General features: G+C 70.2%; 20 protein-coding genes and 1 pseudogene. 6 read left to right on the top strand and 15 right to left on the bottom strand.

Annotated features, from left to right (window positions below; translation table 11 throughout):
• Positions 1-67: 67 nt before the first annotated feature.
• From nuoH to ACFXPL_RS27800, 8 genes are read right to left on the bottom strand one after another with little or no spacing between them, the layout of a single operon-like run.
• Positions 68-1,468, bottom strand: a complete 1,401-nt coding sequence (nuoH, locus tag ACFXPL_RS27835; protein ID WP_384924669.1) for an NADH-quinone oxidoreductase subunit NuoH — start codon at positions 1,466-1,468, stop codon at positions 68-70.
• Positions 1,465-4,035, bottom strand: a complete 2,571-nt coding sequence (locus tag ACFXPL_RS27830) for an NADH-quinone oxidoreductase subunit G (RefSeq protein WP_384924667.1) — start codon at positions 4,033-4,035, stop codon at positions 1,465-1,467. The genes nuoH and ACFXPL_RS27830 overlap by 4 nt, the downstream gene beginning before the upstream one ends.
• Positions 4,032-5,393, bottom strand: coding sequence for an NADH-quinone oxidoreductase subunit NuoF (nuoF, locus tag ACFXPL_RS27825; protein ID WP_384924665.1), 1,362 nt, complete (start codon positions 5,391-5,393; stop codon positions 4,032-4,034). The genes ACFXPL_RS27830 and nuoF overlap by 4 nt, the downstream gene beginning before the upstream one ends.
• On the bottom strand, positions 5,393-6,418 hold the full coding sequence (gene nuoE, locus ACFXPL_RS27820) for an NADH-quinone oxidoreductase subunit NuoE (RefSeq protein WP_384924663.1): 1,026 nt from the start codon (positions 6,416-6,418) through the stop codon (positions 5,393-5,395). Before nuoE ends, nuoF begins: the two co-directional genes overlap by 1 nt.
• Positions 6,415-7,782 carry an NADH-quinone oxidoreductase subunit D gene (locus tag ACFXPL_RS27815; RefSeq protein ID WP_384924661.1) on the bottom strand — a complete coding sequence of 456 codons (1,368 nt, stop codon included), beginning with the start codon at positions 7,780-7,782 and terminating at the stop codon, positions 6,415-6,417. The genes nuoE and ACFXPL_RS27815 overlap by 4 nt, the downstream gene beginning before the upstream one ends.
• Positions 7,782-8,534 (bottom strand): NADH-quinone oxidoreductase subunit C, encoded by a 753-nt coding sequence (locus tag ACFXPL_RS27810; RefSeq protein WP_384924659.1) that lies wholly within the window; start codon positions 8,532-8,534, stop codon positions 7,782-7,784. Before ACFXPL_RS27810 ends, ACFXPL_RS27815 begins: the two co-directional genes overlap by 1 nt.
• Complete coding sequence (locus tag ACFXPL_RS27805; protein WP_313944763.1) at positions 8,531-9,085, bottom strand: NADH-quinone oxidoreductase subunit B family protein; 555 nt, start codon at positions 9,083-9,085, stop codon at positions 8,531-8,533. Before ACFXPL_RS27805 ends, ACFXPL_RS27810 begins: the two co-directional genes overlap by 4 nt.
• A 19-nt stretch (positions 9,086-9,104) precedes the next feature.
• Complete coding sequence (locus tag ACFXPL_RS27800; RefSeq protein WP_329828472.1) at positions 9,105-9,464, bottom strand: NADH-quinone oxidoreductase subunit A; 360 nt, start codon at positions 9,462-9,464, stop codon at positions 9,105-9,107.
• An 859-nt stretch (positions 9,465-10,323) separates the two neighbouring features.
• On the opposite strand from ACFXPL_RS27800, the gene ACFXPL_RS27795 reads away from it, so the two are divergent.
• The 4 genes and pseudogenes from ACFXPL_RS27795 (at position 10,324) to ACFXPL_RS27780 (ending at position 12,772) form a co-directional block, all read left to right on the top strand.
• A complete protein-coding gene (locus tag ACFXPL_RS27795) occupies positions 10,324-11,190 on the top strand; it encodes a C40 family peptidase (protein ID WP_384924656.1) in 867 nt (288 codons plus the stop codon).
• A gap of 324 nt (positions 11,191-11,514) precedes the next feature.
• Positions 11,515-11,970 (top strand): annotated as a pseudogene (locus tag ACFXPL_RS27790) (DUF5753 domain-containing protein); the annotation flags it as partial.
• Positions 11,879-12,094, top strand: a complete 216-nt coding sequence (locus ACFXPL_RS27785; protein WP_384924690.1) for a DUF397 domain-containing protein — start codon at positions 11,879-11,881, stop codon at positions 12,092-12,094. The pseudogene ACFXPL_RS27790 and the gene ACFXPL_RS27785, both read left to right, overlap by 92 nt.
• 126 nt (positions 12,095-12,220) lie before the next feature.
• Complete coding sequence (locus ACFXPL_RS27780) at positions 12,221-12,772, top strand: glycoside hydrolase family 25 protein (protein WP_384924654.1); 552 nt, start codon at positions 12,221-12,223, stop codon at positions 12,770-12,772.
• A gap of 85 nt (positions 12,773-12,857) precedes the next feature.
• Here ACFXPL_RS27780 and ACFXPL_RS27775 read toward each other — a convergent pair whose 3' ends face one another.
• On the bottom strand, positions 12,858-13,718 hold the full coding sequence (locus tag ACFXPL_RS27775) for a hypothetical protein (protein ID WP_384924652.1): 861 nt from the start codon (positions 13,716-13,718) through the stop codon (positions 12,858-12,860).
• A 123-nt stretch (positions 13,719-13,841) separates the two neighbouring features.
• Positions 13,842-15,128 carry a geranylgeranyl reductase family protein gene (locus ACFXPL_RS27770; RefSeq protein WP_384924650.1) on the bottom strand — a complete coding sequence of 429 codons (1,287 nt, stop codon included), beginning with the start codon at positions 15,126-15,128 and terminating at the stop codon, positions 13,842-13,844.
• Positions 15,129-15,226: 98 nt separating this feature from the next.
• On the opposite strand from ACFXPL_RS27770, the gene ACFXPL_RS27765 reads away from it, so the two are divergent.
• Positions 15,227-15,745, top strand: coding sequence for a GNAT family N-acetyltransferase (locus ACFXPL_RS27765; protein WP_384924648.1), 519 nt, complete (start codon positions 15,227-15,229; stop codon positions 15,743-15,745).
• Positions 15,746-15,877: 132 nt separating this feature from the next.
• Here the strand turns inward: ACFXPL_RS27765 and ACFXPL_RS27760 are convergent, their stop codons facing one another.
• The 4 genes from ACFXPL_RS27760 to ACFXPL_RS27745 all read right to left on the bottom strand — a co-directional run bounded on the left by ACFXPL_RS27760 (position 15,878) and on the right by ACFXPL_RS27745 (position 20,583).
• Positions 15,878-16,570 (bottom strand): demethylmenaquinone methyltransferase, encoded by a 693-nt coding sequence (locus tag ACFXPL_RS27760; protein WP_384924646.1) that lies wholly within the window; start codon positions 16,568-16,570, stop codon positions 15,878-15,880.
• A gap of 62 nt (positions 16,571-16,632) precedes the next feature.
• On the bottom strand, positions 16,633-17,844 hold the full coding sequence (locus ACFXPL_RS27755) for an acyltransferase (protein ID WP_384924644.1): 1,212 nt from the start codon (positions 17,842-17,844) through the stop codon (positions 16,633-16,635).
• Positions 17,844-20,168 (bottom strand): bifunctional polysaccharide deacetylase/glycosyltransferase family 2 protein, encoded by a 2,325-nt coding sequence (locus ACFXPL_RS27750; RefSeq protein WP_384924642.1) that lies wholly within the window; start codon positions 20,166-20,168, stop codon positions 17,844-17,846. Before ACFXPL_RS27750 ends, ACFXPL_RS27755 begins: the two co-directional genes overlap by 1 nt.
• Positions 20,169-20,172: 4 nt before the next feature.
• Positions 20,173-20,583, bottom strand: a complete 411-nt coding sequence (locus tag ACFXPL_RS27745; protein WP_384924640.1) for a hypothetical protein — start codon at positions 20,581-20,583, stop codon at positions 20,173-20,175.
• 375 nt (positions 20,584-20,958) lie between these two features.
• Here ACFXPL_RS27745 and ACFXPL_RS27740 point away from each other — a divergent pair, with 375 nt between their 5' ends.
• Positions 20,959-21,942, top strand: a complete 984-nt coding sequence (locus tag ACFXPL_RS27740) for a chitinase (protein WP_384924688.1) — start codon at positions 20,959-20,961, stop codon at positions 21,940-21,942.
• 93 nt (positions 21,943-22,035) lie between these two features.
• Here the strand turns inward: ACFXPL_RS27740 and ACFXPL_RS27735 are convergent, their stop codons facing one another.
• Positions 22,036-25,176, bottom strand: a complete 3,141-nt coding sequence (locus ACFXPL_RS27735; RefSeq protein ID WP_384924638.1) for a glycoside hydrolase family 2 TIM barrel-domain containing protein — start codon at positions 25,174-25,176, stop codon at positions 22,036-22,038.
• Positions 25,177-25,214: the final 38 nt, after the last annotated feature.

Genomic DNA, 25,214 nt, shown 5'->3' with positions numbered 1-25,214 from the left:
AGGAGCGTCCGCCTGCTCGGCGCCCCCCTGCGGTTCGCTCCGCTGCGGGAGGTTCTCCTGCGAAGAGTCAGACACTGCCGGCCTCCTTTCCGTCACTCTCGGTACCGTCACTCACAGTATTGGCCCCGCCACTGACAATCAGCTCCCGCTCGCGTCGCGGCTGCCTGCGCGGCACCGGCGGCAGCGTCTGTCCGGGCAGCGGCGGTACGGGGAAACCGCCCGCCATCGGGTCGAAGGCCGGTGGCTCCGGTTCGTGCTCCGCCTCGTAACGGTCCTTCCTGTCGCGGAAGATGTCCGCGATGAAGGAGAGCAGCAGGAGCGTGATGATCGCTCCGGCCACGTACAGCAGGATCGTCTGGAAGGAGTAGTTCTCGTTGCGCAGCGCCCGTACGGTCGCGACGAGCATCAGCCAGACCAGCGAGACCGGGATCAGGACCTTCCAGCCGAGCTTCATGAGCTGGTCGTAGCGCACGCGGGGCAGCGTGCCGCGCAGCCAGATGAAGAAGAAGAGCAGCAGCTGGACCTTGAGGACGAACCAGAGCATCGGCCACCAGCCGTGGTTCGCGCCCTCCCAGAAGGTGGAGATCGGCCACGGGGCGCGCCAGCCGCCGAGGAAGAGCGTCGTCGCGACGGCCGAGACGGTCACCATGTTGACGTACTCGGCCAGCATGAACATCGCGAACTTGATGGACGAGTACTCGGTGTTGAAGCCGCCGACCAGGTCGCCCTCGGACTCCGGCATGTCGAACGGGTTGCGGTTGGTCTCCGCCACCATCGTGATGATGTAGATGATGAAGGAGACCGGCAGCAGCAGTACGTACCAGCGGTCCGCCTGCGCCTCGACGATCGCCGAGGTCGACATCGACCCGGAGTAGAGGAAGACCGAGGCGAACGCGGCGCCCATGGCGATCTCGTACGAGATCATCTGCGCGCACGAACGCAAGCCGCCGAGCAGCGGATACGTCGACCCCGACGACCAGCCGGCGAGGACGATGCCGTAGATGCCGACCGAGGCGACCGCGAGGATGTAGAGCATCGCGATGGGCAGGTCGGTGAGTTGCATCGTGGTGCGCTGGCCGAAGATCGAGACCTCGTTGCCCGCGGGCCCGAAGGGGATCACCGCGATCGCCATGAACGCGGGGATCGCCGCGATGATCGGCGCGAGGACGTAGACGGCCTTGTCGGCGCGCTTGACGATGATGTCTTCCTTGAACATCAGCTTCGCGCCGTCGGCGAGCGACTGGAGCATGCCCCAGGGACCGTGCCGGTTGGGGCCGATGCGCAACTGCATCCACGCGACGACCTTGCGCTCCCACACGATGGAGAAGAGCACGGTCAGCATCAGGAACGCGAAGCAGAACACGGCCTTGACGACCACGAGCCACCAGGGGTCACGGCCGAACATCGACAGGTCCTCGGCGGCGAGGACGCTCCCCGGGGCCGCCGCGATGTGGGCGAAGGCGGTCATGCGCGCACCTCCGGTGCTGCGTCGGCGGGACCGGACCGCGAGGGCCGGGGATGCGATGTGCCATCCTGCGCGGTGCCGGCCGGTTCCGCGGGGCCGATCCGTACGAGCGTCCCCGGCTGCGATCCTGTGTCCGCGAGGACGCCGCCTCCCGTGGAGTTCAGCGGCAGCCAGACCACCCGGTCGGGCATCGCCGTCACCGTCAGCGGGAGGGTGACCGTGCCCGCGGGACCGCTGACGGTCAGGTCGTCGCCGTCCTTGACGCCCGTCTCGGCGGCCGTCGCGGCGGACAGCCGGGCCACCGCCGCATGGCGCGTACCGGCCAACGCCTCGTCGCCCTGCTGGAGAAGGCCCTGGTCCAGCAGCATCCGGTGGCCCGCGAGGACCGCCTCGCCGTCACCGGGCCGGGGCACCGGACGCGCCGATTCCAGCGGTTCGGTGGCGCGCGGCCCGTCCCAGCCGCCGAGCCGGTCGAGTTCCGCCCGTACGGCACGCAGGTCCGGCAGCGCGAAGTGGACGTCGAGTGTGTCCGCGAGCATGTGCAGCACCCGCGCGTCGCCCGGCGCGAGCCGCCGCGTCATCTGCTCCGGCTTCAGCGCCGCCTCGAACAGCCGCGCCCTGCCCTCCCAGTTGAGGAAGGTGCCTGGCTTCTCCGCGACCGCCGCGACCGGGAAGACCACATCGGCCCGCTCGGTGACCTCGCTGGGCCGCAGCTCCAGCGAGACCAGGAAGCCGACCTCGTCCAGCGCGGTCCGCGCCGCCGCCGGGTCGGGCAGGTCCGCGACCTCGACGCCCGCGACCAGCAGCGCGGCCAGCTCGCCGTTGGCGGCGGCCCGCACGATCTGGCCGGTGTCCCGGCCGTACCGGTGCGGCAGTTCCCGTACGCCCCACACCGCCGCGGTCTCCTCGCGGGCCCGCGGGTCCGTGGCCGGCCGGCCGCCGGGCAGCAGCGACGGGAGCGCGCCCGCCTCCAGCGCTCCGCGCTCGCCGGCCCGCCGGGGGATCCACACCAGCCGGGCGCCGGTCGCGGTGGCGGCGCGCGCCGCCGCGGTGAGCCCGCCGGGCACGGCCGCGAGCCGTTCCCCGACGACGATCACGGCGCCGGGTTCGCGCAGCGCCCGCGCGGCGGCCGTACCGTCCGCGTCGAGCCCGGTCTCCGAGGCCAGGCCCTCTTGAGTCAGCGCCGTCAGCCACTCGGTCTCCGTGCCGGGCGCGGCGGGCAGCAGCGTGCCGCCCGCCTTCTCCAGGCCCCGGGTGGCGTGCGTGGCCAGGGCGAACGTCCGCTGGCCGTGCTTGCGGTGCGCCTTGCGCAGCCGCAGGAAGACGCCGGGCGCCTCCTCCTCGGACTCGAAGCCCGCGAGCAGCACCGCGGGGGCGGCCTCCAGCGTGGTGTACGTGATCCCCGTACCGTCGAGGTCATGGCCCCGGCCCGCGACGTGCGCGGCGAGGAAGTCGGCCTCCTCACCGCTGTGCACGCGCGCGCGGAAGTCGATGTCGTTCGTGTCGAGGGCGACGCGCGCGAACTTGGCGTACGCGTACGCGTCCTCGACCGTGAGCCGGCCGCCCGTCAGGACGCCCGTCCTGCCCCGGGCCGCGCCCAGACCGCGCGCCGCGGCCTCCAGCGCCTCCGGCCAGCTCGCCGGTTCGAGGACGCCGTCCGCGTTCCGTACCAGCGGGGTGGTGAGCCGGTCGGGCTTCTGCGCGTACCGGAAACCGAAGCGGCCCTTGTCGCAGAGCCATTCCTCGTTGACCTCGGGCGCGTTGGCCGCCAGCCGCCGCATGACCTTGCCGCGCCGGTGGTCCGTACGGGTCGCGCAGCCGCCCGCGCAGTGCTCGCACACGCTCGGCGAGGAGACCAGGTCGAAGGGGCGGGAGCGGAAGCGGTACGCCGCCGAGGTGAGCGCGCCGACCGGGCAGATCTGGATGGTGTTGCCGGAGAAGTACGACTCGAAGGGGTCGCCCTCGCCGGTGCCGACCTGCTGGAGGGCGCCGCGCTCGATCAGTTCGATCATCGGGTCGCCGGCGATCTGGTTCGAGAACCGGGTGCAGCGGGCGCAGAGCACGCACCGCTCCCGGTCGAGCAGCACCTGCGTGGAGATCGGCACGGGCTTCTCGAACGTACGCTTCTTGCCCTCGAAGCGGGTGTCGGGGTCACCGACCTGCATGGCCTGGTTCTGGAGCGGGCACTCGCCGCCCTTGTCGCAGACCGGGCAGTCCAGCGGGTGGTTGATGAGCAGCAGCTCCATCACCCCGCGCTGTGCCTTCTCGGCGACCGGTGACGTCAACTGCGACTTGACGACCATGCCGTCGGTGCAGGTGATCGTGCAGGATGCCATCGGCTTGCGCTGGCCCTCCACCTCGACGATGCACTGGCGGCAGGCGCCGGCCGGGTCGAGGAGCGGATGGTCGCAGAAGCGCGGGATCTCGATGCCGAGCTGTTCGGCGGCGCGGATCACCAGCGTCCCCTTGGGGACCGAGATCTCGATGCCGTCGATCGTCAGCGAGACGAGATCTTCGGGCGGAACCGCGGCTTCACCGCCCCCGGAGGGAGCATTCGTCGTCACCGTCACGCGTTCACCTCCAGGTGCGGGTTCTGGTCTGCCCACACGGTGGACTTCGCGGGGTCGAAGGGGCAGCCCTTGCCGGTGATGTGCTGCTCGTACTCCGCGCGGAAGTACTTGAGCGAGGAGAAGATCGGGGAGGCGGCGCCGTCGCCGAGCGCGCAGAAGGACTTGCCGTTGATGTTGTCGGCGATGTCGTTGAGTTTGTCGAGGTCGGACAGCTCGCCCTTGCCCTCCTCGATGTCGCGGAGCAACTGGACCAGCCAGTACGTCCCTTCGCGGCACGGTGTGCACTTGCCGCAGGACTCGTGGGCGTAGAACTCGGTCCAGCGGGTGACGGCCCGTACGACACAGGTCGTCTCGTCGAAACACTGGAGCGCCTTGGTGCCGAGCATGGAACCGGCGGCGCCGACGCCCTCGTAGTCGAGCGGGACGTCGAGGTGCTCCTCGGTGAACATCGGGGTCGAGGAGCCGCCCGGTGTCCAGAACTTGAGGCGGTGCCCGGCCCGGATGCCGCCGCTCATGTCGAGGAGCTGGCGCAGTGTGATGCCGAGCGGGGCCTCGTACTGGCCGGGGTTGGTGACGTGCCCGCTGAGCGAGTAGAGGGTGAAGCCCGGGGACTTGTCGCTGCCCATGGACTTGAACCAGTCCTTGCCGCGGTTGAGGATCGCGGGAACCGACGCGATGGACTCGACGTTGTTCACCACAGTGGGGCAGGCGTACAGGCCCGCCACCGCCGGGAAGGGAGGACGCAGCCGGGGCTGTCCGCGACGCCCCTCCAGGGAGTCGAGCAGCGCGGTCTCCTCACCGCAGATGTACGCGCCCGCGCCCGCGTGCACCACGACATCGAGATCGAGCCCGCTGCCCAGGATGTTCTTGCCGAGATACCCCGCCGCGTACGCCTCGCGCACCGCCTCGTGGAGCCTGCGCAGTACGGGGACGACCTCGCCGCGCAGATAGATGAACGCCTGCTGCGAGCGGATCGCGTAACAGGCGATCACGATGCCCTCGATGAGGGAGTGCGGGTTGGCGAAGAGGAGGGGGATGTCCTTGCAGGTGCCGGGTTCCGACTCGTCCGCGTTGACGACCAGGTAGTGCGGCTTGCCGTCGCCCTGCGGGATGAACTGCCACTTCATCCCGGTGGGGAAGCCGGCGCCGCCACGCCCCCGCAGGCCGGAGTCCTTGACGTACGCGATGAGGTCGTCGGGCGTCATGGCCAGGGCCTTGCGCAGCCCCTCGTACCCTTCGTGCCGCTCGTAGGTGGCCAGCGTCCAGGACTCGGGCTGGTCCCAGAAGGCGGACAGGACGGGCGCGAGGAGCTTTTCCGGGCTGGTCCCGTTCTCGTTGAGCTCGGTGGCCATGGTCATCACTCCTCCTCCTCGGCTTCGGGCCGCGACGGGTTCACCGGTCCGGCCGGGTGGTCCGGGTCGGAGGCCGAGGTCTGCTGCGGCGATGTCTCCGGTGTCCCGGAGGGACTCGTTGTGGGGTGGTGGTCGGGCGACGGGTGGGCATGCGAGCTGAGGTGCTCGGCGCCCGGCTGCGGCGCGTCGTGCCGAGCGTCCTGCGGGGCGGCGTCGCGGGGCGGCGCGTCCTGCGGCGGCCGGTCCTGGGGGGCCCGGTCCTGCGGCGGCCGGTCCTGGGGGCCCTTGTCCTGGGGGTCCGCGCCGTCCCGGGGGCGTACGACCCGCTGCGGCGCCTCGCCCCTGGCGAGCCGCAGCCCGACCAGCGAGGCGGGCCCCGCGCCGCCGGTGGCCTCGACGGCGCCGGGGCGCTCGTCGGGGAAGCCGGCCAGGATGCGCGCGGTCTCCTTGTACGTGCACAACGGCGCGCCCCGGGTGGGGGCGACCGTGTGTCCGTCACGCAGGTCGTCGACGAGCCGCAGGGCGGTGGCCGGCGTCTGGTTGTCGAAGAACTCCCAGTTGACCATCACCACGGGCGCGAAGTCGCAGGCCGCGTTGCACTCGATGTGTTCGAGGGTGATCTTGCCGTCGGGGGTCGTCCCGTGGTTGTCCACGCCGAGGTGCGACTTCAGCTCCTCGAAGATGGCGTCGCCGCCCATCACCGCGCAGAGCGTGTTGGTGCAGACGCCGACCTGGTACTCGCCGCCGGGTCCGCGCCGGTACATGGAGTAGAAGGTGGCGACGGCGGTGACCTCGGCGGTGGTCAGGCCGAGCCGTTCGGCGCAGAAGGCCATCCCCGTACGGGAGACGAACCCCTCCTCCGACTGCGTGAGGTGGAGCAGCGGCAGCAGCGCGGAACGGGAGTCCGGGTAGCGGCCGATGATCTCCTTGGCGTCCGGTTCGAGCCGGGCGCGCACCTCGTCCGGGTAGGCGGGGGCGGGAAGCTGCGGCATTCCGAGGCTGACCTCGGCTTTGGGCGGTGTGGTGGTCACCGGTCGACGCCTCCCATCACGGGGTCGATGGACGCGACGGCGACGATGACGTCGGCGACCTGGCCGCCCTCGCACATCGCCGCCATGGCCTGGAGATTGGTGAAGGACGGATCACGGAAGTGCACGCGGTACGGGCGGGTGCCCCCGTCGGAGACGACATGCGCGCCGAGTTCGCCCTTGGGCGACTCCACGGCGGCGTACGCCTGACCGGCCGGGACCCGGAAGCCCTCCGTCACCAGCTTGAAGTGATGGATCAGAGCCTCCATGGACGTGCCCATGATGTTCTTGATGTGGTCGAGGGAGTTGCCGAGGCCGTCCGGGCCGAGCGCGAGCTGCGCGGGCCAGGCGATCTTCTTGTCGGCGACCATCACCGGGCCCGGCTCCAGCCGGTCCAGACACTGTTCGACGATCCGCAGCGACTGGCGCATCTCCTCCAGACGGATGAGGAAACGGCCGTACGAGTCGCAGGTGTCGGCGGTCGGGACGTCGAACTCGAACGTCTCGTAACCGCAGTACGGGTCGCTCCTGCGCAGGTCGTGCGGGAGCCCGGCGGAGCGCAGGATCGGGCCGGTGGCGCCCAGTGCCATGCAGCCGGTCAGGTCGAGATAGCCGACGTCCTGCATGCGGGCCTTGAAGATCGGGTTGCCGGTGGCGAGCTTGTCGTACTCCGGCAGGTTCTTCCGCAGCGTCTTCAGCAGCTCGCGCAGCTTGTCGACGGCGCCCGGGGGGAGGTCCTGGGCGAGTCCGCCGGGACGGATGAACGCGTGGTTCATCCGCAGCCCGGTGATCATCTCGTAGGCATCGAGAATCAGTTCACGATCGCGGAATCCATAGATCATGATCGTGGTCGCGCCCAGCTCCATCCCGCCGGTGGCGAGACAGACGAGGTGCGACGAGAGCCGGTTGAGCTCCATCAGCAGGACGCGGATGAGCGTGGCGCGGTCCGGGATGTCGTCCTCGATGCCGAGCAGCTTCTCGACGCCCAGGCAGTACGCCGTCTCGTTGAAGAACGACGTCAGGTAGTCCATGCGCGTGACGAAGGTGGTGCCCTGCGTCCAGTTGCGGAATTCGAGGTTCTTCTCGATGCCGGTGTGCAGGTAGCCGATGCCGCAGCGGGCCTCGGTGACGGTCTCGCCCTCGATCTCCAGGATCAGCCGCAGCACCCCGTGGGTGGACGGGTGCTGGGGACCCATGTTGACGACGATCCGCTCGTCGTCGGCCTTGGCGGCGGACTGGACGACCTCGTCCCAGTCGCCGCCGGTGACCGTGTAGACGGTGCCCTCGGTGGTCTCCCGGCCGGAGCCGAGCGCGTCGAAGGCGTCCGGGGCGGAGTCCTGCGGGGCGGAGGCGTGTGAAGTGGTCATCAGGAGTACGACCTCCGCTGGTCCGGAGCCGGGATCTGGGCGCCCTTGTACTCGACGGGGATACCGCCGAGCGGGTAGTCCTTGCGCTGCGGGAAGCCCTGCCAGTCGTCCGGCATCATGATCCGGGTCAGGGCGGGGTGGCCGTCGAAGATCAGGCCGAAGAAGTCGTACGTCTCGCGCTCGTGCCAGTCGTTGGTCGGGTAGACCGCGACCAGCGACGGTACGTGCGGATCCGCGTCCGGGGCCGAGACCTCCAGGCGGATCAGCCGGCCGTGGGTGAGCGAGCGCAGGTGGTAGACGGCGTGCAGCTCGCGGCCCTTGTCGGTGGGGTAGTGGACGCCGGACACCCCCGTGCACAGCTCGAAGCGCAGGGCCGGATCGTCCCGCAGGGTGCGGGCCACCTGGACGAGGTGCTCACGGTCGATGTGAAAGGTCAGCTCGGCGCGGTCGACGACCGTCTTCTCGATGGCGTGGGAGGGGACGAGACCCTGCTCCTCCAGCGCACCCTCCAGCTCGTCGGCGATCTCGTCGAAGACGCCGCCGGGGCCGCCGTACGGCCGGGAGGAGGCGCCCGGCAGCGTCACGGTCCGTACGAGACCGCCGTAGCCGGAGGTGTCCCCGCCGTTGTTGGCGCCGAACATGCCCTTCTGTACGCGAACGGGCTCGGCGGCCCGGTCCCGCGCGGAGGGAACGTTCTTCCCGTCGTCTCCGGATCGCTGCTCGTCGTCTCCGGATCGCTGCTCGTCGCTCACCGCAGCAGCCCCTTCATCTCGATCAACGGGAGCGCCTTGAGGGCCGCCTCCTCCGCCTCGCGGGCCGCTTCCTCCGCGTTGACCCCGAGCTTGGAGCTCTGGATCTTCTGGTGGAGCTTGAGGATGGCGTCCATCAGCATCTCGGGACGTGGTGGGCAGCCGGGCAGATAGATGTCGACAGGAACGACGTGGTCGACGCCCTGCACGATCGCGTAGTTGTTGAACATCCCGCCCGACGAGGCACAGACCCCCATGGAGATCACCCACTTGGGGTTGGGCATCTGGTCGTAGACCTGCCTGAGGACGGGCGCCATCTTCTGACTCACCCGCCCCGCCACGATCATCAGATCGGCCTGGCGCGGCGAGCCGCGGAAGACCTCCATGCCGAACCGCGCCAGGTCGTACCGCCCGGCGCCGGTCGTCATCATCTCGATGGCGCAGCAGGCGAGACCGAACGTCGCGGGGAAGACGGATGACTTCCGCACCCAGCCCGACGCCTGTTCGACAGTGGTCAGCAGGAAACCGCTCGGCAGCTTCTCTTCGAGTCCCATTGGTGGCCCCTCAGCCCCTTTAGTCCCATTCCAGACCGCCGCGTCGCCACACATACGCGTAGGCGACGAAGACGGTGAGCACGAAGAGCAGCATCTCCACGAGCCCGAAAATCCCCAGGGAGTCGAAGGTGACCGCCCAGGGGTAAAGGAAGACGACCTCAATATCGAAAATGATGAAGAGCATCGCCGTCAGGTAGTACTTGATGGGGAATCGGCCGCCCCCGGCCGGCGTCGGTGTGGGCTCGATGCCGCACTCGTACGCTTCGACTTTCGCCCGGTTGTAGCGCTTTGGGCCGATAAGCGTGGCCATGACCACGGAGAAGATCGCAAACCCGGCCCCGAGGGCGCCGAGCACGAGGATCGGTGCGTAGGCATTCACGCCCCTCAGCTCCTTCCAGTCGTCCTTGACCGTTGGATCGCACCGGGCGGACCGCCTCGCCGCCTCGCCGCGGATCACCGAAGATCGCGTACATGTGAGGCAGTTCACAAGCCCGGCTGCCCCGCATCCTATGCCCGGCGACCTGTGATCTGCGACACGGGGTACAGCGGTGAGTTTGTGATCTCCACCACCTGACGAAGGATCATGAAGCCGGATGAGAGGTGATCTTCATACGCGAAGCGGCCACGTGATCACCAGACGTGACATTCGAGCCGGTTCATGCTGGCCAGGGGCCTGTTGCTCTATCAAGAGATGCACCGTACAAGCAAATTGGCGATGAGACACTTTCGAGTGATACAGCCGCCGAAGGTCACCCGGGAGAGGGGCCGACGGACCCCGGACGGACCGATAGGGATATGTGCACGCATTCACGAGCAACCGGAATCGGGCTCGACGCGGACACGGAAGAACCCCTCGCGCGAGCGCGCGAGGGGCGGAACGGCCTCGCGGGGACGCCGGAAAGACCCCATCCGGGAGCGTCCTACACCTCACGTGACCAGACCGACGGCCGAACGGTGACCGACCTGTTACCTGCGAGTCCAAAAAGTGACCTGCGTCACTTCACTCAACCACCCAAAGAAGGGGGCTTGGCCATGAGTGCGAAGCGATGGTAGGTGACAGGCAATTCGGACGTTTATCGAAAAGCCCATGATCACGGCCATGATCACCCATGCCCGGTTTGACCGTTACGGCGTCAATAAAGGCGTCCGGAAAGCGGATTCACAGATTCCGGACACAACTGTGGCGCACCCCACGTTTCTTGACGCGAACCCGGTCCGACCTGATAGCCGTTGGTCTCATGTCCCACACCGCTCAGATACCCAGCCACCGGAAACCCCGCCGGAGCACCCCGCGCGTCAGCCTTCGTGCCGGAGTCGCCGGTGGCGTCCTCAGTACGATCGCGGTCGCAGGTGCCGCCGCGCCGGCGAATGCCGAGCCGGTGACCGAGACCATCGAAATGCCCACCCTCACCGCCGGCCTCGCCGGTGACTTCGCCCGGTCCGCCGAGGCGACCCAGCAGGTGGCCAACACCCTCGACCTGCGGGCCCAGCAGGACGTCGCCGCCGCGAAGGCGGCCAAGACCGCCAAGACGGCGAAGGCGGAGGCCGAACGCAAGGCCGAGGCCAAGCGGAAGGCCGAAGAGGCGAGAGTGAAGGCCGCCAAGGCCGCCGAGGCCGCGGAGCGCGCCTCCCGCTCCGCCGAGCGCACGGCACTCGCCTCCTCCTCGGACTCGGGCTCCAGTTCCGGCACGAGCTCGTCCTCTTCCTCGTCCGCCTCGAACACGGTCTCCAAGGCCACGTCGCAGGCGACCGGCTCGGCCGCGTCCGTGGTCGCCTTCGCCCAGGCGCAGGTCGGCGACGCGTACATCATGGGCTCCACGGGCCCGAACGCCTGGGACTGCTCCGGCCTCGTCCAGGCCGCGTTCAGCCAGATCGGCGTCGACCTCCCCCGCGTCTCGCAGGACCAGTCGGTGGCCGGCACACAGGTCTCCCTGGACAACCTCCAGCCGGGCGACATCCTCTACTGGGGCGGCGCGGGCAGCGCCTACCACACGGCGATCTACATCGGCGGCGGCGAGTTCGTCGGCGCGCAGAACCCGAGCAAGGGCGTCGTCCAGGCCTCCCTCGACTACGACCCGCCGAGCGGCGCGGTCCGCGTCCTCTGAGACCCGTACCGACACCTCTCCACGCCTGACGACTTCACGGCGAAGACCCGCACCCCGCCCAGGGGATGCGGGCTTCCGTCGTTGGGGCGACGCCTGGCCCGCTGCTCCCTGTCAGGGGTCGGGTCGCAGGTTCGGGCGGGGCTGTTCGGGGTGGGCGGGTGGTGCGTCGTGGCGGCCGGGGCCGCCCGTTTTGAGGAACCTTGGGGCCGCCCCGAACAGCCCCGCCCGAACCCGCACCCCGGGAACGAGCAGTGACCAGCGCGGCATGAAACCCAGCACACGGACGGCCGACAGCCGCTCGCCACGCGGGTCGCCCACCTCGACGAGGCCGTCCTGAGGCGACCGGCAGGCAGCAGGGCAGTGATGCGCGCCCAACTCGCCCGGCTTCTCGATGCCGCCGAGAGTCCACGTGTCACCCTTCAGGTGCTCCCCTTCAGTTCCGGACAACATCCGTCCATGGGTGGATCCCTGACGGCTCCGACCATGCCGAAGGGGGCGGAATTGGCATACATCGAGAGTGCGGATCGGGGTCTGCTCCTGGACGACCCGGACGATGTGAAAACGCATGCGTTGTCCTACCACCACCTCCAGGCTCTGGATCTGCCGCCCGGCATGTCCCTCGACATGATCCGCGCCACGGTGGAGGACGACTACTTCGATACACGCGTCCCGACCCGATCCCAGCGCCATCGCCTGGCGCAAGTCCAGCTACAGCGACCCCGGGGGTGGGGACTGCGTCGAGGTCTCCGACAGCCTCCGCAGCGCCGTCCCCGTCCGTGACAGCAAGCGGCCCGACGGACCGGCCGTCCGCTTCAGCTCGGACGGCTGGGGCGTCTGGGGCGTCTGGGGCGTCTGGGGCGTCTGGGGCGTCTGGGGCGTCTTCATCAGCAGCCTCAAGATCTGATCAAACTCGCACTTGACCCGATCGAGTGATGGCAAGCTAACTCCTCCTGGGTAGAAGAGACTTACGCACATCCGCACCACACGCCAGACGGTCCCCACATCTTCTGGCCAGGAGGAAGCTCCCCCCATGACCATAAAAGGCATCGACGTCTCGTCGCATCAGAGTTCGAACTACACCACCGCCGGCTTCGACTTCGTCTTCGTCAAGGCCACCGAGGGCACCTCGTACATCAACCCGAGGATGTCCGCCCAGGCCGCCCACGGCCGGGCGGCCGGGCTCGTGGTCGGGTTCTACCACTTCCTGCGGGCCGGGGACATGAAGGCCCAGGCCAGGTACTTCGTCGAGGAGTGCTCCAGCATCGCCTACGACCCGCTCTTCGCGGACTGGGAGGACAGCGACGTCTCCAACGGGCAGAAGGACTCGTTCCTCGCCGAGGTGAAGCGGCTGCGCGGGGAGACCCATCGGGTCGGTTTGTACTGCAACCAGGACTACTGGCTGAACCGCGACACCACCAGCAACGCGGGCGACGCCCTCTGGATCGCGGATTACGTGACCGCCGGGAAGCCCCGGATCAAGGCCGCGTGGAAGTTCCACCAGTACACCGACAGCCCGCTCGACACGAACGTCGGTAAGTTCGCCGACCGTGCCGCGCTGAAGAAGTGGGCCAGGAAGGCCTGAGGGGCCCTGCCGGGTCCGGGCCCCCGCCCCGGGACCGGCCCGCTCGCTTCCCGCTGCCCCCTGGTCCCTGCGCCGCGATGCCGTCCTACCTCGCCTCGGTCAGCCGCCGCGCGACGCGTTCACGTGCCGCCACGGCGCGCGGGTCGTCGTATTCGGCGAGGAGTTCGAGCGCCCTCGCCCAGTGCTGCCCAGCGGTATCCGCAGGCGCGCCTGCCTCCGCGTGATGCAGCGCCGAGCCCAGCCCCTCAAGCGCCACCGCTTCGTTCCACCCGTCGCCCAGCTCACGGTGGACCGCGACGGCCGCACGGTGGAAGCCGATGCCCTCGTCGGGGCGGTCGAGCAGGTCGTAGGTCTCCCCCGCCCCTTGCCAGGCCAGTGCCTCACGGCTTCGGTCGCCCAGCCGCCCGTGCAGCACCGCCGAGCGCTGGTAGGCCGTGAGCGCATCGCCGTACCGCGACAGCGCCCGTTGCGCGTTGCCGAGGGCGATCAGCCACCAGCCCTCCGCGACGAAGTGGATATCGCCGGTGACCTGGCCGGCCTGCACCACATCGCGAGCGGACCCCGACAGACCGGAACGTGTCCCGCCGGGGTTCGCCTGCCGGTCGGTTCCCGTGGATCTCGGGTCTTCTTCGCCCTCACCGCTCCTGGTGATCTTCTGCTCCCCTTCCCGACGAGGAGGAGGCAGATGTGCCACATGACGATCGACGTAGGAAATGATGTCCTCGCCGTCCTCGTACAGCTCCTTGATGAAGCCTTCCCAGCGCCCGATGAGACCGGAATCGGCGAAACGAATTCCCCCGTCCAGAACTCCCGCCTCGGTGTGGACGACCTCGTACAGAACCTGGTTCCCCAGAACGACGATCTCAGGCAGCGGGGCGGAGGCCTCCAGCTCCTTCAGCTTGTCGCCGCTTAACGCCGACGGATCGGCCTCCCAAGGGCGGACCATGTGAATACCCTTTCGACAGGCATCGATTCACACTGAAGTGGCCTCGATCCTAGGAAATCCACCGACCCGGCAGTAAGGACACAACGAGCCAACACCCCACACCTCCGGGTGAGTGCCCCGGCGTCACGCCTTCGGCGCCACCTTCGAAAGGCCGTTGATGATGCGGTCCATCGCGTCGCCGCCCGTCGGGTCCGTCAGGTTCGCCAGCATCTTCAGGGTGAACTTCATCAGGAGCGGATGCGTCAGGCCGCGCTCCGTCGCGAGCTTCATGATCTTCGGGTTGCCGATGAGCTTCACGAACGCGCGGCCCATCGTGTAATACCCGCCGTAGGTCTCCTTGAGCACCTTCGGGTAGTGCAGCAGGGCGAGTTCGCGCTGGGCGGGGGTCGCGCGGGCGTGGGCCTGGACGATGACGTCCGCCGCGATCTGGCCCGACTCCATGGCGTACGCGATGCCCTCGCCGTTGAACGGGTTGACCATGCCGCCCGCGTCGCCGACCAGCAGGAGACCCTTGGTGTAGTGCGGCTGGCGGTTGAACGCCATCGGGAGGGCCGCGCCGCGGATCGGCATCGTCATGTTGTCAGGGGTGTAGCCCCACTCCTCCGGCATCGACGCGCACCACGCCTTCAGCACCTCGCGCCAGTCCAGCTCCTTGTACGCGGAGGAGGAGTTGAGGATGCCGAGGCCGACGTTGGACGTACCGTCGCCCATGCCGAAGATCCAGCCGTAGCCGGGCAGCAGCTTGTCGGGGCCGGGGCCGCGCCGGTCCCACAGCTCCAGCCAGGACTCCAGGTAGTCGTCGTCGTGGCGGGGCGAGGTGAAGTACGTCCGTACGGCCACGCCCATCGGGCGGTCCTCGCGGCGGTGCAGCCCCATCGCGAGCGACAGCCGGGTCGAGTTGCCGTCGGCGGCGACGACGAGCGGTGCGTGGAAGGTGACCGGGGTCTTCTCCTCGCCCATCTTGGCGTGGACGCCGATGATCCGGCCCGTGCGGGCGTCGGTGATCGGGGCGCCGACGTTGCAGCGTTCGTGGAGCCGGGCGCCGGCCTTCTGCGCCTGCCTGGCGAGCTGCTCGTCGAAGTCGTCGCGCTTGCGGACCAGGCCGTAGTCCGGGTACGCCGCCAGGTCCGGCCAGTCGAGCTGGAGCCGCGAGCCGCCGCCGATGATCCGCAGCCCCTTGTTGCGCAGCCAGCCGGCCTCCTCGGAGATGTCGATGCCCATCGACACGAGCTGCTTGGTGGCGCGCGGGGTGAGCCCGTCACCGCACACCTTCTCGCGCGGAAACGCGGTCTTCTCCAGCAACAGGACGTCCAGGCCCGCCTTGGCGAGGTAGTACGCGGTCGTGGAGCCGGCCGGGCCGGCGCCGACGACGATGACGTCCGCGGTGTTCTCGGAGAGGGGCTCGGTCACAGCGGGTTCTCCCGAAGACTCGAAATCGTGTACCGGACGGCACTGGTCCTGTGCAGTCTATGGGTGCGTACTGATCCCCCCAGTGAAGGGCTGCCGCCATGACCCATGTGACCGAACCGCTCCCCGTGGTGCAGCTCCGCGTCCCCACCGAGGAGGACGCCTTCGCCTGGCACCGTCTCTTCGATCACCCCGAGGTGATGGAGTTCCACGGCGGTACGCCGGCCGAGATGTCCGTGTACGAGGAGCTGACCGCCCGGCAGCGCCGCCACGACGCCGAGCGCGGCTTCTGCCTCTGGACGATGCTGGACGGCTCCGGGGAGGTGATCGGATTCACGGGCGCCCAGCCCTGGCCGCACGCGTCGTTCGGGCCGGTGGGCGAGATCGAGATCGGGTGGCGGCTGGGCCGGGCGTACTGGGGCCAGGGGTATGTGACCGCCGCCGCGCGGACCACCCTGGAGCGGGTACGGGCGGCGGGCGTCGGCCGGGTCGTGGCGATGGTGAACTCCCGTAACGCCCGCTCGGTCGCGGTGACGCGGCGGCTGGGGATGGAGCTGGCGGAGACGTATGTGGGGCCGGTGTCCCAGCAGGAGGCGTACTGCTTCCGGCTGGAGTTGTAGAGCCTCCGGTGGGTGGCCGGGTGGGGGGCGCGCCGTCCGCCCACCCGCCTGTCCGCCCACCGGTCAGGCTCGTACGCCCGTCAGGCTCGTACCGCCCGTCAGACTCGTACGCCGGTCAGACCCGCCCGCCCGTCAGACCCGTACGCCCCGGTGCAGCGCCACGATCCCGCCCGTCAGGTCCCGCCACGCCACCTTCGACCAGCCGGCCCCCTGGAGCCGGGCCGCCAGCGCGGGCTGGTCGGGCCAGTCGCGGATGGACTCGGCGAGGTAGACGTACGCGTCCGGGTTGGACGCCACGGCGCGCGCGGCCGGCGGGAGCGCCCGCATCAGGTACTCCGTGTAGACGGTCCGGAACGGCGCCCAGGTCGGATGCGAGAACTCGCAGATCACGACCCGGCCGCCCGGCTTCGTCACCCGGTACAGCTCGCGCAGCGCCGCGTCGGTGTCCTGGACGTTGCGGAGGCCGAAGGAGATCGTCACCGCGTCGAAGACCTCGTCGGCGAAGGGCAGCCTCATCGCGTCGCCCGCCGTGAACGGCATCCACGCGTGCCGCTTCTTGCCCTCCCGCAGCATGCCCAGGGAGAAGTCGCACGGCACGACGTACGCGCCGGTCGCGGCGAACGCCTGGGAGGAGGTGGCCGTGCCGGCCGCCAGGTCGAGGACCTTCTCGGCCGGGCGCGCGTGCACCGCCTTCGCGACCTCCTTGCGCCACCGCCGGTCCTGGCCGAGCGAGAGCACGTCGTTCGTCAGGTCGTAGTTCTCCGCCACGCCGTCGAACATCGAGGCGACTTCGTGCGGCTGCTTGTCCAGGGAGGCTCGGGTCACGCCCTCCATTGTGGCAGGGCGTGCCCGATCACCTGTGGCAGGGCATGCCCCGCCACCCCGGTTCAGGGCAGCAGCCTCGGCCGCCGTTCCGCCGCCACGTCCTCCACCCACCCGAAGAGCGCCACGGCCGCCGCGATCAGCACCCACGCGATCCCGAACTGGAACCACGCGCTGTCGAGCGGCAGGTCCCGCTCGAAGGCGGGGATGTTCCACATCACATCGATCAGCGGCACGCTCACCATCAGCGCGACCTCGTGCCAGAGGTAGACGGTCACCGCGCGGGCGTTGAAGATCCTGACGACACGGTCGGCCACGGGACGGCGCGCGAGCCACCCGAAGTCCGGCCGGAACCGCAACAGCAGCAGCACGAACCCCGCCGACCACAGCGCCTGCGCGAGCGGGATGTCGTCCAGGTCGTACGTACCGTCCACCTGGTGGTGGAACGCCCACCACCCGCCGACCGCCATCAGCACGAGCGCCGCCGCGACCACGCGCCCCGGGCGCGGCCGGTCGAGCAGCCCGTCGCGGTGCGCGAAGCCGAGCAGCCAGCAGAAGAGGAAGACGGACAGGTCGCTGAGCGCCGCGCCGAGCCGCCCGTCCGGCAGGGTCCACAGCGTCTCGAAGACCACGACCGGGACGAGCGACAGCAGCAGTACGGCGAGCGGGGCGCGCCGGAAGAGTCCGAGCAGGAGGGGCGAGAGCAGGACGAACCAGAGATACGTCCGCAGGTACCAGAGCACCGCCCACGCCTGCTCGCCCCAGGCGTCGCCGGGCGGGTCCCCGACCGGCAGCACCCAGTAGACGGCGTCGGCGCCCGGCAGCCAGCCGTGTTTCGCCATGGCCACGACGAGGACGGCCCCGAACACCCACATCGGCACCAGCAGTCGCCGCAGTCTGCTCCGGATCACCTTTCCGGCGGGCCGCTCCAGGGAGCGCGCCATCAGTGACCCCGCGAGCGCGAACATCACCCCCATGGAGGGGAAGACCAGGCCCAGCCAGGGCCATTCGAAGGTGTGGTACGTGACGACGCGGACCAGCGCGAAGGCGCGCAGCGCGTCGACGTAACGGTCCCGGCCGCCGGACGTGGCGGGTCCGTCCGGGGGCGGCAGCGGTACGGGAGCGGCGTGCCCTTCCCGTACCGGCTCTTCCCGTACCGGCTCCTCCCGTACCGCCTCCGCTCCTGGCGCCTTCGGCCGTACCGCCTCCACCCCTGGCGGCGCCTTCGGCCGTACCGTCTCCGGCGGCAGCGCCCCTCTGCGGTGCGCGCCCGCCATCAGGCCCGCCCCGCGCCGGGGCGTGGTGCGCCGACCTCGCCGGTGCGTTTGAGCTTCTGCCAGCGCAATCGGCCGCCCGTGAGCGCCGTGACGCTGGAGTGGATCAGCACCAGGTACATCAACTGCCGGTAGGCGATCTGCTGCAACGGCATCATCAGCAGATACCGGTACTTCTCCTTGTCGAGCCGGAACGCGTACGCCGCGCAGAGCAGTTGGACGAGGAGGACGGCCAGCCAGGCCAGCAGCGACGCCTTGAAGTCCACGAAGACCATCGCGTAGACGGTGAACACGTCGATGAGCGGGGCGAAGACGGGGGTGACGATCTGGAAGAGCACCACCAGCGGCATGCCGACCCGTCCGAACCGGCCCGAGGGTCCCTTGTCCACGACCGAGCCGCGGTGCTTCCACAGCGCCTGCATCGTGCCGTAACTCCAGCGGTAGCGCTGACGCCAGAGCTGCCCGACGCTCGCCGGGGCCTCGGTCCAGGCGCGCGCGTGCTCCGCGTACACGACCCGCCACCCCGCGCGGTGCAGGGCGATGGTGATGTCGGTGTCCTCGGCCAGGGTGTCCTCGCTCATGCCGCCGGCTTCGAGGACGGCTTGGCGGCGGAAGGCGCCGATCGCGCCGGGGATGGTGGGCATGCAGCGCAGCAGGTCGTACATGCGGCGGTCGAGGTTGAAGCCCATCACGTACTCGATGTGCTGCCAGGCCCCGATGACGGTGTCGCGATTGCCGACCTTGGCGTTGCCCGCGACCGCGCCGACGCGTTCGTCGCCGAACGGCTGCACCAGCTCCCGTACCGTGTCGGGCTCGAAGACGGTGTCGCCGTCCATCATCACGACGATGTCGTACGCGGCCTGCCGCACCCCGTTGTTGAGGGCGGCGGACTTGCCCGCGTTCTCCTGGCGGATGACGCGGACGTTGGGCAGCCCCAGGGACTCCGCGATCTCGGCGGTGCCGTCCGTGGAGCCGTCGTCCACGACGACGATCTCGATCGGGTGGGTGCTCGCGGCGAGGGAGCGGAGCGTGTTGGCGATGCACTCCTTCTCGTTGTACGCGGGCACGATCACGCTCACCGGCTCGTACACCGGTGGCCCCCACGTGAAGCGGCGTCTGCTGCGCTGCCGGTGGTGGCGGCGGGCGAGGACGAGCATCAGCCCGAACCGCACCATCACGGCGACGCCGACGACCGCGAGACCGGTGGCGAGGCCGGGGACGGACCACTCGGCGACGGCCACGGCGGCGATGAGGGCCTTGCCCTCCCAGAGGATGGCGCCGGTGGCCTTGCGGTGGGCCATCTGCTCGACGTCGACGCCGGAGGCCGCGGATCCCGGTGGGGCCACGGATCCCTGCTGGGCCGCGGTTCCCGGCTGGGTCGCGGGTCCGTCGCCGCCCGGGGCCGTGCCCGTCTGCTCGTCGGACGACTGGGCGGCCTGCTGATCGGTGCGCTGGGCGCCGCTGACCGTCGTGAAGGTGTAGCCCTTCGCCTTCATCTTCTTGATGTACCGCGGCAGCGCCTTCAGCGTCTCCGTACGGTCGCCGCCCGCATCGTGGAAGAGCACGGCCGCGCCGTCGCCGTCCTTCGGCGTGGCCCACGTGACGATCTTGGACACGCCCGGCTCCTGCCAGTCCTCGCTGTCGGTGTCGATGAAGACGCTCGTGTACCCCATCGCGCCGAGGCGCTGGTAGATGGGCCAGCTCTCGTTGTCGATCGCGTCGTTCTTCGAGGAGTACGGGGCCCGGAACAGCGTCGTCGTGATCCCCGCGGCGCCCGCCAGCGCGAGCTGGGTCTGGGCGATCTCCCGCTTGACGCGGGAAGCGCTCTGGTACGAGAGGTCGACATGCGTGAAGGTGTGGACACCGACCTCGTTCCCCTGGTCGACCATGTCCTTCACCACGCCCGGATAGCGCGAGATCATCGAACCGATGAGGAAGAACGTGCCGGGCACGTCCTGGTCGTTCAGGATCTTGAGGACTTTCGCCGTGTACTCGGGATCGGGCCCGTCGTCGAAGGTCAGCACGATGGTCCTGTCCGCGACGGACCGCGTACGCGCCCGGCCGTCGGCGAAGCTCAGGATCGGGCCGCCGTCGACCACGCTGTCGGGGACCTCGCTGTTGCTCGCGTCGGAGCGGATCCGCTGGTCGCCGCCGACCTCGGAGCGCAGATAGCCGTCGAGCAGCAGCACGCTGACGAGGCCGACCAGGAGAAGCAGGGCGACGATCACCCGGGGCTTGGGCATCGCCTGCCGGCCGACGCGCTCGATGCGGGAGGGGGTGGCGTGCCGGCGCTTGCCCGTGGCGGGGCTGGTGGGGTTCTGGGGCATCGGCTCAGCCGTCGCTGCCGGTGGAGGCGGAGGCCGAGGGCGAGGGCGACAGGGTCGTCTGCGCCGTGGGCGGGGCCTCCCCCGCCCCGGGCGGCGGGGCGCCGCCCGGCGGGCCGTATCCCGTTCCGCCCTCGGCGGCGGCCGGTCCGCCGTCGAACGGCAGCATCTGCGACGGGCTCAGGGAGATCCCGCCCATGAACGCGAGCCCGAGGACGGCGACGTACCCGAGGGTGACGACGCCCAGCACCATCCCGGCGCGGCGCAGCAGGCGGGCCCTGCGCCCGGAGGCGTCCACGAAGACGGGGCCTTCCTGGGGGCGGCCGGCACCACGTTTACGGCGCCGGTCCGGCCGGGCCGGGCCTACCGGCTGCACCGGCGCTACCGGGCGTTCCTCAAGGGCGGGGTCAGAATGCATGCGAGCAGATTGGCCATCCTTTATGTGCGAAACCTGTGGCTCCGAGGACGCGTTCCTATGAATTCTTTCTTTTCCTGTCAGTGAGCTGAGAGATGTACGGTCCGACGATCATCCGGAGGTGGTGATCGGCCCATGAAAGCGCTGCTGGGAATGGGGGGTTGAATATGTCCACCGAACCGCCTTCTTCGAACTGTGTGCTCCGTCACCACATTCCCGTGTGGGAGGCTCCTTCCGTCCGGCACCTTGTTCCGGGAACACACGAGAGCGGGGTATTTCTCCATGCCGAGTTCACCGAGTTCACTTGGTTCGCGTGGTTCGCGTGGTTACGGACGTACGCGGCGCCACCGGCGACGCCCGGTCACCTGGCCGGCGGTGCTGGCCGCGCTCGCGCTGGCCTGTACGTCGTGCGCGACGGGCACCGCCGCCGACGCCGGCACCGACCGGAACGCCGGCTCCCCGCCCGACCGCGCCGCCGCCGCGACGACGGCGTTCGCCCCCTACGTCAGCGCCACCACCGCCGCCGGCACCGACGGATCCGGCTCCCCCGACACGTACAACCTGGCCTTCGTCGTCACCGGCGGCACCGGGAGCTGCACCCCGGCCTGGGGCGGTACGGCGGCGTACGACAGCGCGGCGGTCAAGGCCCGTGTCGCGAAGCTGACGGCGTCGGGCGCCGACGTCCGGGTCTCCTTCGGCGGCGCGGCGGGCACCGAACCGGCGCTCGCCTGCGGCAGCGTCGACGACCTCGTGGCCGCCTATACGAAGGCGCTCGACGCGGTCGGCGCGACGAAGGCCGACTTCGACATCGAGGGCGACGCGCTGACCGACAGCGCGTCGGTCGCACTGCGGAACAAGGCGATCGTCCAGCTCCAGGAGGAGCGGGAGCTGGACGTCACGTACACCCTGCCGGTGATGCCCGACGGGCTGGAGAAGAGCGGCACCGCCCTTCTCGCCGACGCGGCGGAGCGCGGCGTGCGGCTCTCCGCCGTCAACATCATGGCGATGAACTACGGCGCCTCGTACACCGGGAACATGGGCGACTACGCGGTACGGGCGGCGCGGGCTGCGCACGGCCAGATCGCGGCCACGCTGAAGCTGTCGTCGGCGCGGGCGTGGGCGTCGCTCCACATCACGGCGATGGCCGGTGTCAACGATGTCGCGGGCGAGACCTTCACCCTCGCGGACGCGGCGCGGCTGCGCCGCTTCGCCCGGGAGGAGGGCGTGGGCGCGCTCTCGATGTGGGCGACGTTCCGGGACCGGGCGTGCGCGGACGGGGTGTCGACGGCCACGGCGTCCGACACGTGCAGCGGGGTCGAGCAGACGGCGGGGGCGTTCGCCGAGGCGCTGGCGTCGGACTGACCGGCCCGACGCCGGACCGACGTCACCGCGGGGCCGGGCCGGCACCTCCCCCGTACCGGCCCGGCGCCCCGTCGGAGCGCCCCGCGCCGTCTCTCAGGCCTCCGGGGCGGTGAGCGCGCTGATCCGCTGGGCTCCGTCGGCCGCGCCCGGGTGGCGGCTCGTCAGGTCCAGGCGCAGCCGGGAGCCGCGTATGGGGTCGAAGGTGATGACGGTGGGCGCGTCCGGGGCGGTGGCCCAGGTGATCGCCGTCCCGCGCACCGGGACGTAGCGGCGCCCGTCCCAGCAGGACACCTCGACGGTGGCGGGCAGGGTGTGTGTCGCGTCGGTGGTGAAGGAGACCTCCACGCGACGGAACCGGCGCTTGCGGGCCCAGGTCACCGAGACCCAGTCGGCCGCTCTGGCCCCGCTGAAGGCGGGCAGCAACCGCGTGGCGGGCTTGTGGAAGGCGTTGGACCAGCCGGTGGCCGGATCGCCGTCCAGCATCGCCGCGGGCAGCGTCCCCGGCGCCCCCGCGTAACTGGCGTCCGCCAGCGGGTACGCCGGGGTGCCGGGCCCCGGGTCGGGCTCGAAGGGCGGGGCCGGCGGGAGCGGCCTGCCCGTTCCGCCGGTGGTCCGTACGGTGACGGTGGCCTTGCGCAGCCCCGCCGAGCGGGCCGTGACGGTGAGGGGCCCCGCCGTCGTGCCGGAGCGGACGATGGCCAGGGCCTTGCCGTGGAAGGCGGTGCGCGTGCTCGCCTGGTAGCGCTCGGCGCTCTCCTGCCGCCCGTTGTCGACACCGGCCAGCCGGCCGCCGGTGACCTGGAAGGAGATCAGGTGGCCGGCGTCGGGCACCGGGACACCGTGCCGGTCGGTGATCTCCGCCGTCACGAAGCACAGCGACGTACCGTCGGCCTTCAAGGTCGTGCGGTCCGGGGTGAGCCGTACGGAGTGCGCGGGCCCCGCGGTGCGCAGCACGTCGGTGGCGACGACCCGGCCGCCCTGCCGGGCCACCGCCTTCAGCTCGCCGGGCGCGAACGGCACCTTCCAGGTGAGGTGGAGCTTCCCCGCGCTGCCGCCCGGACTGGTGTAACTGCCGGGATACGGACCGGAGGTGACGGTCCTGTCGTCGCCCGTCGCCTCGGTGGTCTCCAGGTACGCGCGGCCGTCGGCGGTCGTCTTGGCGTCGAAGCGGCGGACCCCGAGCGACGTGCCGTCGAGGAAGAGTTCCACGGCCCCGACGTTGGAGTACGCCCACACCTCGACGGTCTCGCCCGCCTTGTGACCGGTCCAGTCCATGGGCAGCAGATGGACCATCGGTGCGGCGGTCCACTGGCTCCGGAAGAGGTGGTACATGTCCTTGGGGAAGCCCGCCGTGTCCACCGCGCCGAAGAACGACGCCTTGACCGGGAAGACGTCGTACGGGGTGGGCTCGCCGATGTAGTCGATGCCCGACCAGAGGAACTGTCCGGCGAAGAACCGCCGGTCCCGGTCCTTCTTCAGGCCGTACTCGCCGCTCATCGTCCACGCGGCGAGGTTGTTGTCGTACGAGGACGGCTCGCGCTTCCCGGGGGTGTGGTTCTCGCCCGTGTTGAGGTGCTGGGGCTCCTGGTAACTGCCGCGCGTGGAGGTCTCGGAGGAGGACTCGGACTCGAAGAGGAACAGGTGCGGGTAGCGGGCGTGGAGGGCGTCCACCGAGCCGGCGGTGTTGTAGTTGAGCCCGAGGCCGTCGACCTTGGCGAGCATGAGGTCGGCGGGGGAACCGACGGCGGGCAGGTCCCGGTACTTGTCGGAGCCGATCACCACGGGCCGGGTGTCGTCGCGTTCCCTCACCGCGTCGATGAGCCGCTGGGCCATGGCCAGTCCCTCGGTGCTGGTCGAGTCGGTGATCTCGTTGCCGATGGACCACATGACGACGGCCGGGGAGTTACGGGCCGCGTTCACCATCTCGGTGACGTCCGCCTCGCAGTGCTCGTCGAAGAAGCGGCCGTAGTCGTAGGTGTTCTTGCCTCTCCGCCAGCAGTCGAACGCCTCCACCAGCATGGAGATGCCCAGTCGCTCGCAGACCGCGATCATCTCCGGCGAGGGCGGGTTGTGCGACGTGCGGAAGGCGTTGACGCCCATGGACTTCATGATGGTCATCTGGCGCATCAGGGCATCGGTGCTGACGGCGGCGCCGAGCGCGCCGAGGTCGTGGTGGAGGTCGACGCCCTGGATCTTGGCGTACGCGCCGTTCAGCGAGAACCCGTGGTCGGGGTCGATCGTGAAGTGGCGGAAGCCGAAGGTGGTGCGGTAGGTGTCGGCGGTCCTGCCGTCGACGCGCAGCTCCGTTTCGAGCACGTACAGCCGCGGAGCCTCGAACGACCACAAGTGGGGTCGGGCGACCGTCAGTTCGTGCGTGGCGGCCCGCGTGGTGGCGGCTCCGACGGTGACGGGGGAACTCGTCCTGGCCACGGTGCGGCCCTCGGGGTCCTTGACGGTGGAGATGACGGTGACCCGTTCCCCGGTCTCCGACGCGTTGACGACGTCCGTCACCGCCCGTACGGTCGCGCGCCCGGCGCGCAGGGTGGCGGCCAGCTCCGGGGTGGTCACCCGGGTTCCCCAGCGCGCCACATGCACCGGGTCGGTGACGACCAGCCGGGCGTGCCGGTAGATGCCGCTGCCCGAGTACCAGCGGCTGCTGGGCAGTTGGTTGCGTACCCGGACGGCGAGGACGTTCGGGGTGGAGCCGTCGGTGTGCAGCAGGCCGGTGAGGTCGAGGGCGAAGCCGGTGTAGCCGTAGGGGTGTTCGCCGACGAGCCGCCCGTTGCAGTAGACGGACGAGTCCATGTAGACGCCGTCGAACTCGACGGAGATCCGCCGGCCGGCGGACTCCGGCGGCAGCGTGAAGGATCTGCGGTACCAGCCGAGGCCGCCGGGCAGGAACCCGGTGTGGCTCCTGGTGCCCGACCCGGTCGTCGGGGTCAGCTCGATGCTCCAGTCGTGCGGCACCGTGACCGTACGCCAGCCGGAGTCGTCGTGGCCGGGGTCCTGGGCGTCGTCGTAGGCGCCGGTCGGGTCGGTGATCCCGCCGGGGTCGACGAGGGCGAAGCGCCAGCCGTCGGTGAGGGGGACGTCGCGCCTTCCCGGCCCGCCGAGGGGCGCGGTGGCGGAGCGCGCGGTGGCACCCTGGGCGGGCGTGGCCGTGGCCGTGGCGAGCGCGCCCGCCACGGGGGCGACAGCTCCTGCGATCAGTAACGACCTGCGAGTGACGCCCATGCGATCCCCTTTGATCGGCCTGTTGGGTTCAGCGCACG

It is taken from the genome of Streptomyces sp. NPDC059092 (assembly GCF_042756365.1).
In the GTDB taxonomy this organism is placed as follows: Bacteria; Actinomycetota; Actinomycetes; order Streptomycetales; family Streptomycetaceae; genus Streptomyces.
This window is presented reverse-complemented; position numbering and strand designations above follow the sequence as displayed.

Bases quoted from the DNA above. Each gene is read 5' to 3' on its own strand.
- ACFXPL_RS27815 (WP_384924661.1), bottom strand. From the start codon at position 7,782: ATGACCACTTCACACGCCTCCGCCCCGCAGGACTCCGCCCCGGACGCC.
- ACFXPL_RS27765 (WP_384924648.1), top strand. From the start codon at position 15,227: ATGACCCATGTGACCGAACCGCTCCCCGTGGTGCAGCTCCGCGTCCCC.
- ACFXPL_RS27735 (WP_384924638.1), bottom strand. From the start codon at position 25,176: ATGGGCGTCACTCGCAGGTCGTTACTGATCGCAGGAGCTGTCGCCCCC.
- ACFXPL_RS27755 (WP_384924644.1), bottom strand. From the start codon at position 17,844: ATGGCGGGCGCGCACCGCAGAGGGGCGCTGCCGCCGGAGACGGTACGG.
- ACFXPL_RS27805 (WP_313944763.1), bottom strand. From the start codon at position 9,085: ATGGGACTCGAAGAGAAGCTGCCGAGCGGTTTCCTGCTGACCACTGTC.
- ACFXPL_RS27745 (WP_384924640.1), bottom strand. From the start codon at position 20,583: ATGCATTCTGACCCCGCCCTTGAGGAACGCCCGGTAGCGCCGGTGCAG.
- ACFXPL_RS27775 (WP_384924652.1), bottom strand. From the start codon at position 13,718: ATGGTCCGCCCTTGGGAGGCCGATCCGTCGGCGTTAAGCGGCGACAAG.
- nuoF (WP_384924665.1), bottom strand. From the start codon at position 5,393: ATGACCATGGCCACCGAGCTCAACGAGAACGGGACCAGCCCGGAAAAG.
- ACFXPL_RS27750 (WP_384924642.1), bottom strand. From the start codon at position 20,168: ATGCCCCAGAACCCCACCAGCCCCGCCACGGGCAAGCGCCGGCACGCC.
- nuoH (WP_384924669.1), bottom strand. From the start codon at position 1,468: ATGACCGCCTTCGCCCACATCGCGGCGGCCCCGGGGAGCGTCCTCGCC.
- ACFXPL_RS27795 (WP_384924656.1), top strand. From the start codon at position 10,324: ATGTCCCACACCGCTCAGATACCCAGCCACCGGAAACCCCGCCGGAGC.
- ACFXPL_RS27780 (WP_384924654.1), top strand. From the start codon at position 12,221: ATGACCATAAAAGGCATCGACGTCTCGTCGCATCAGAGTTCGAACTAC.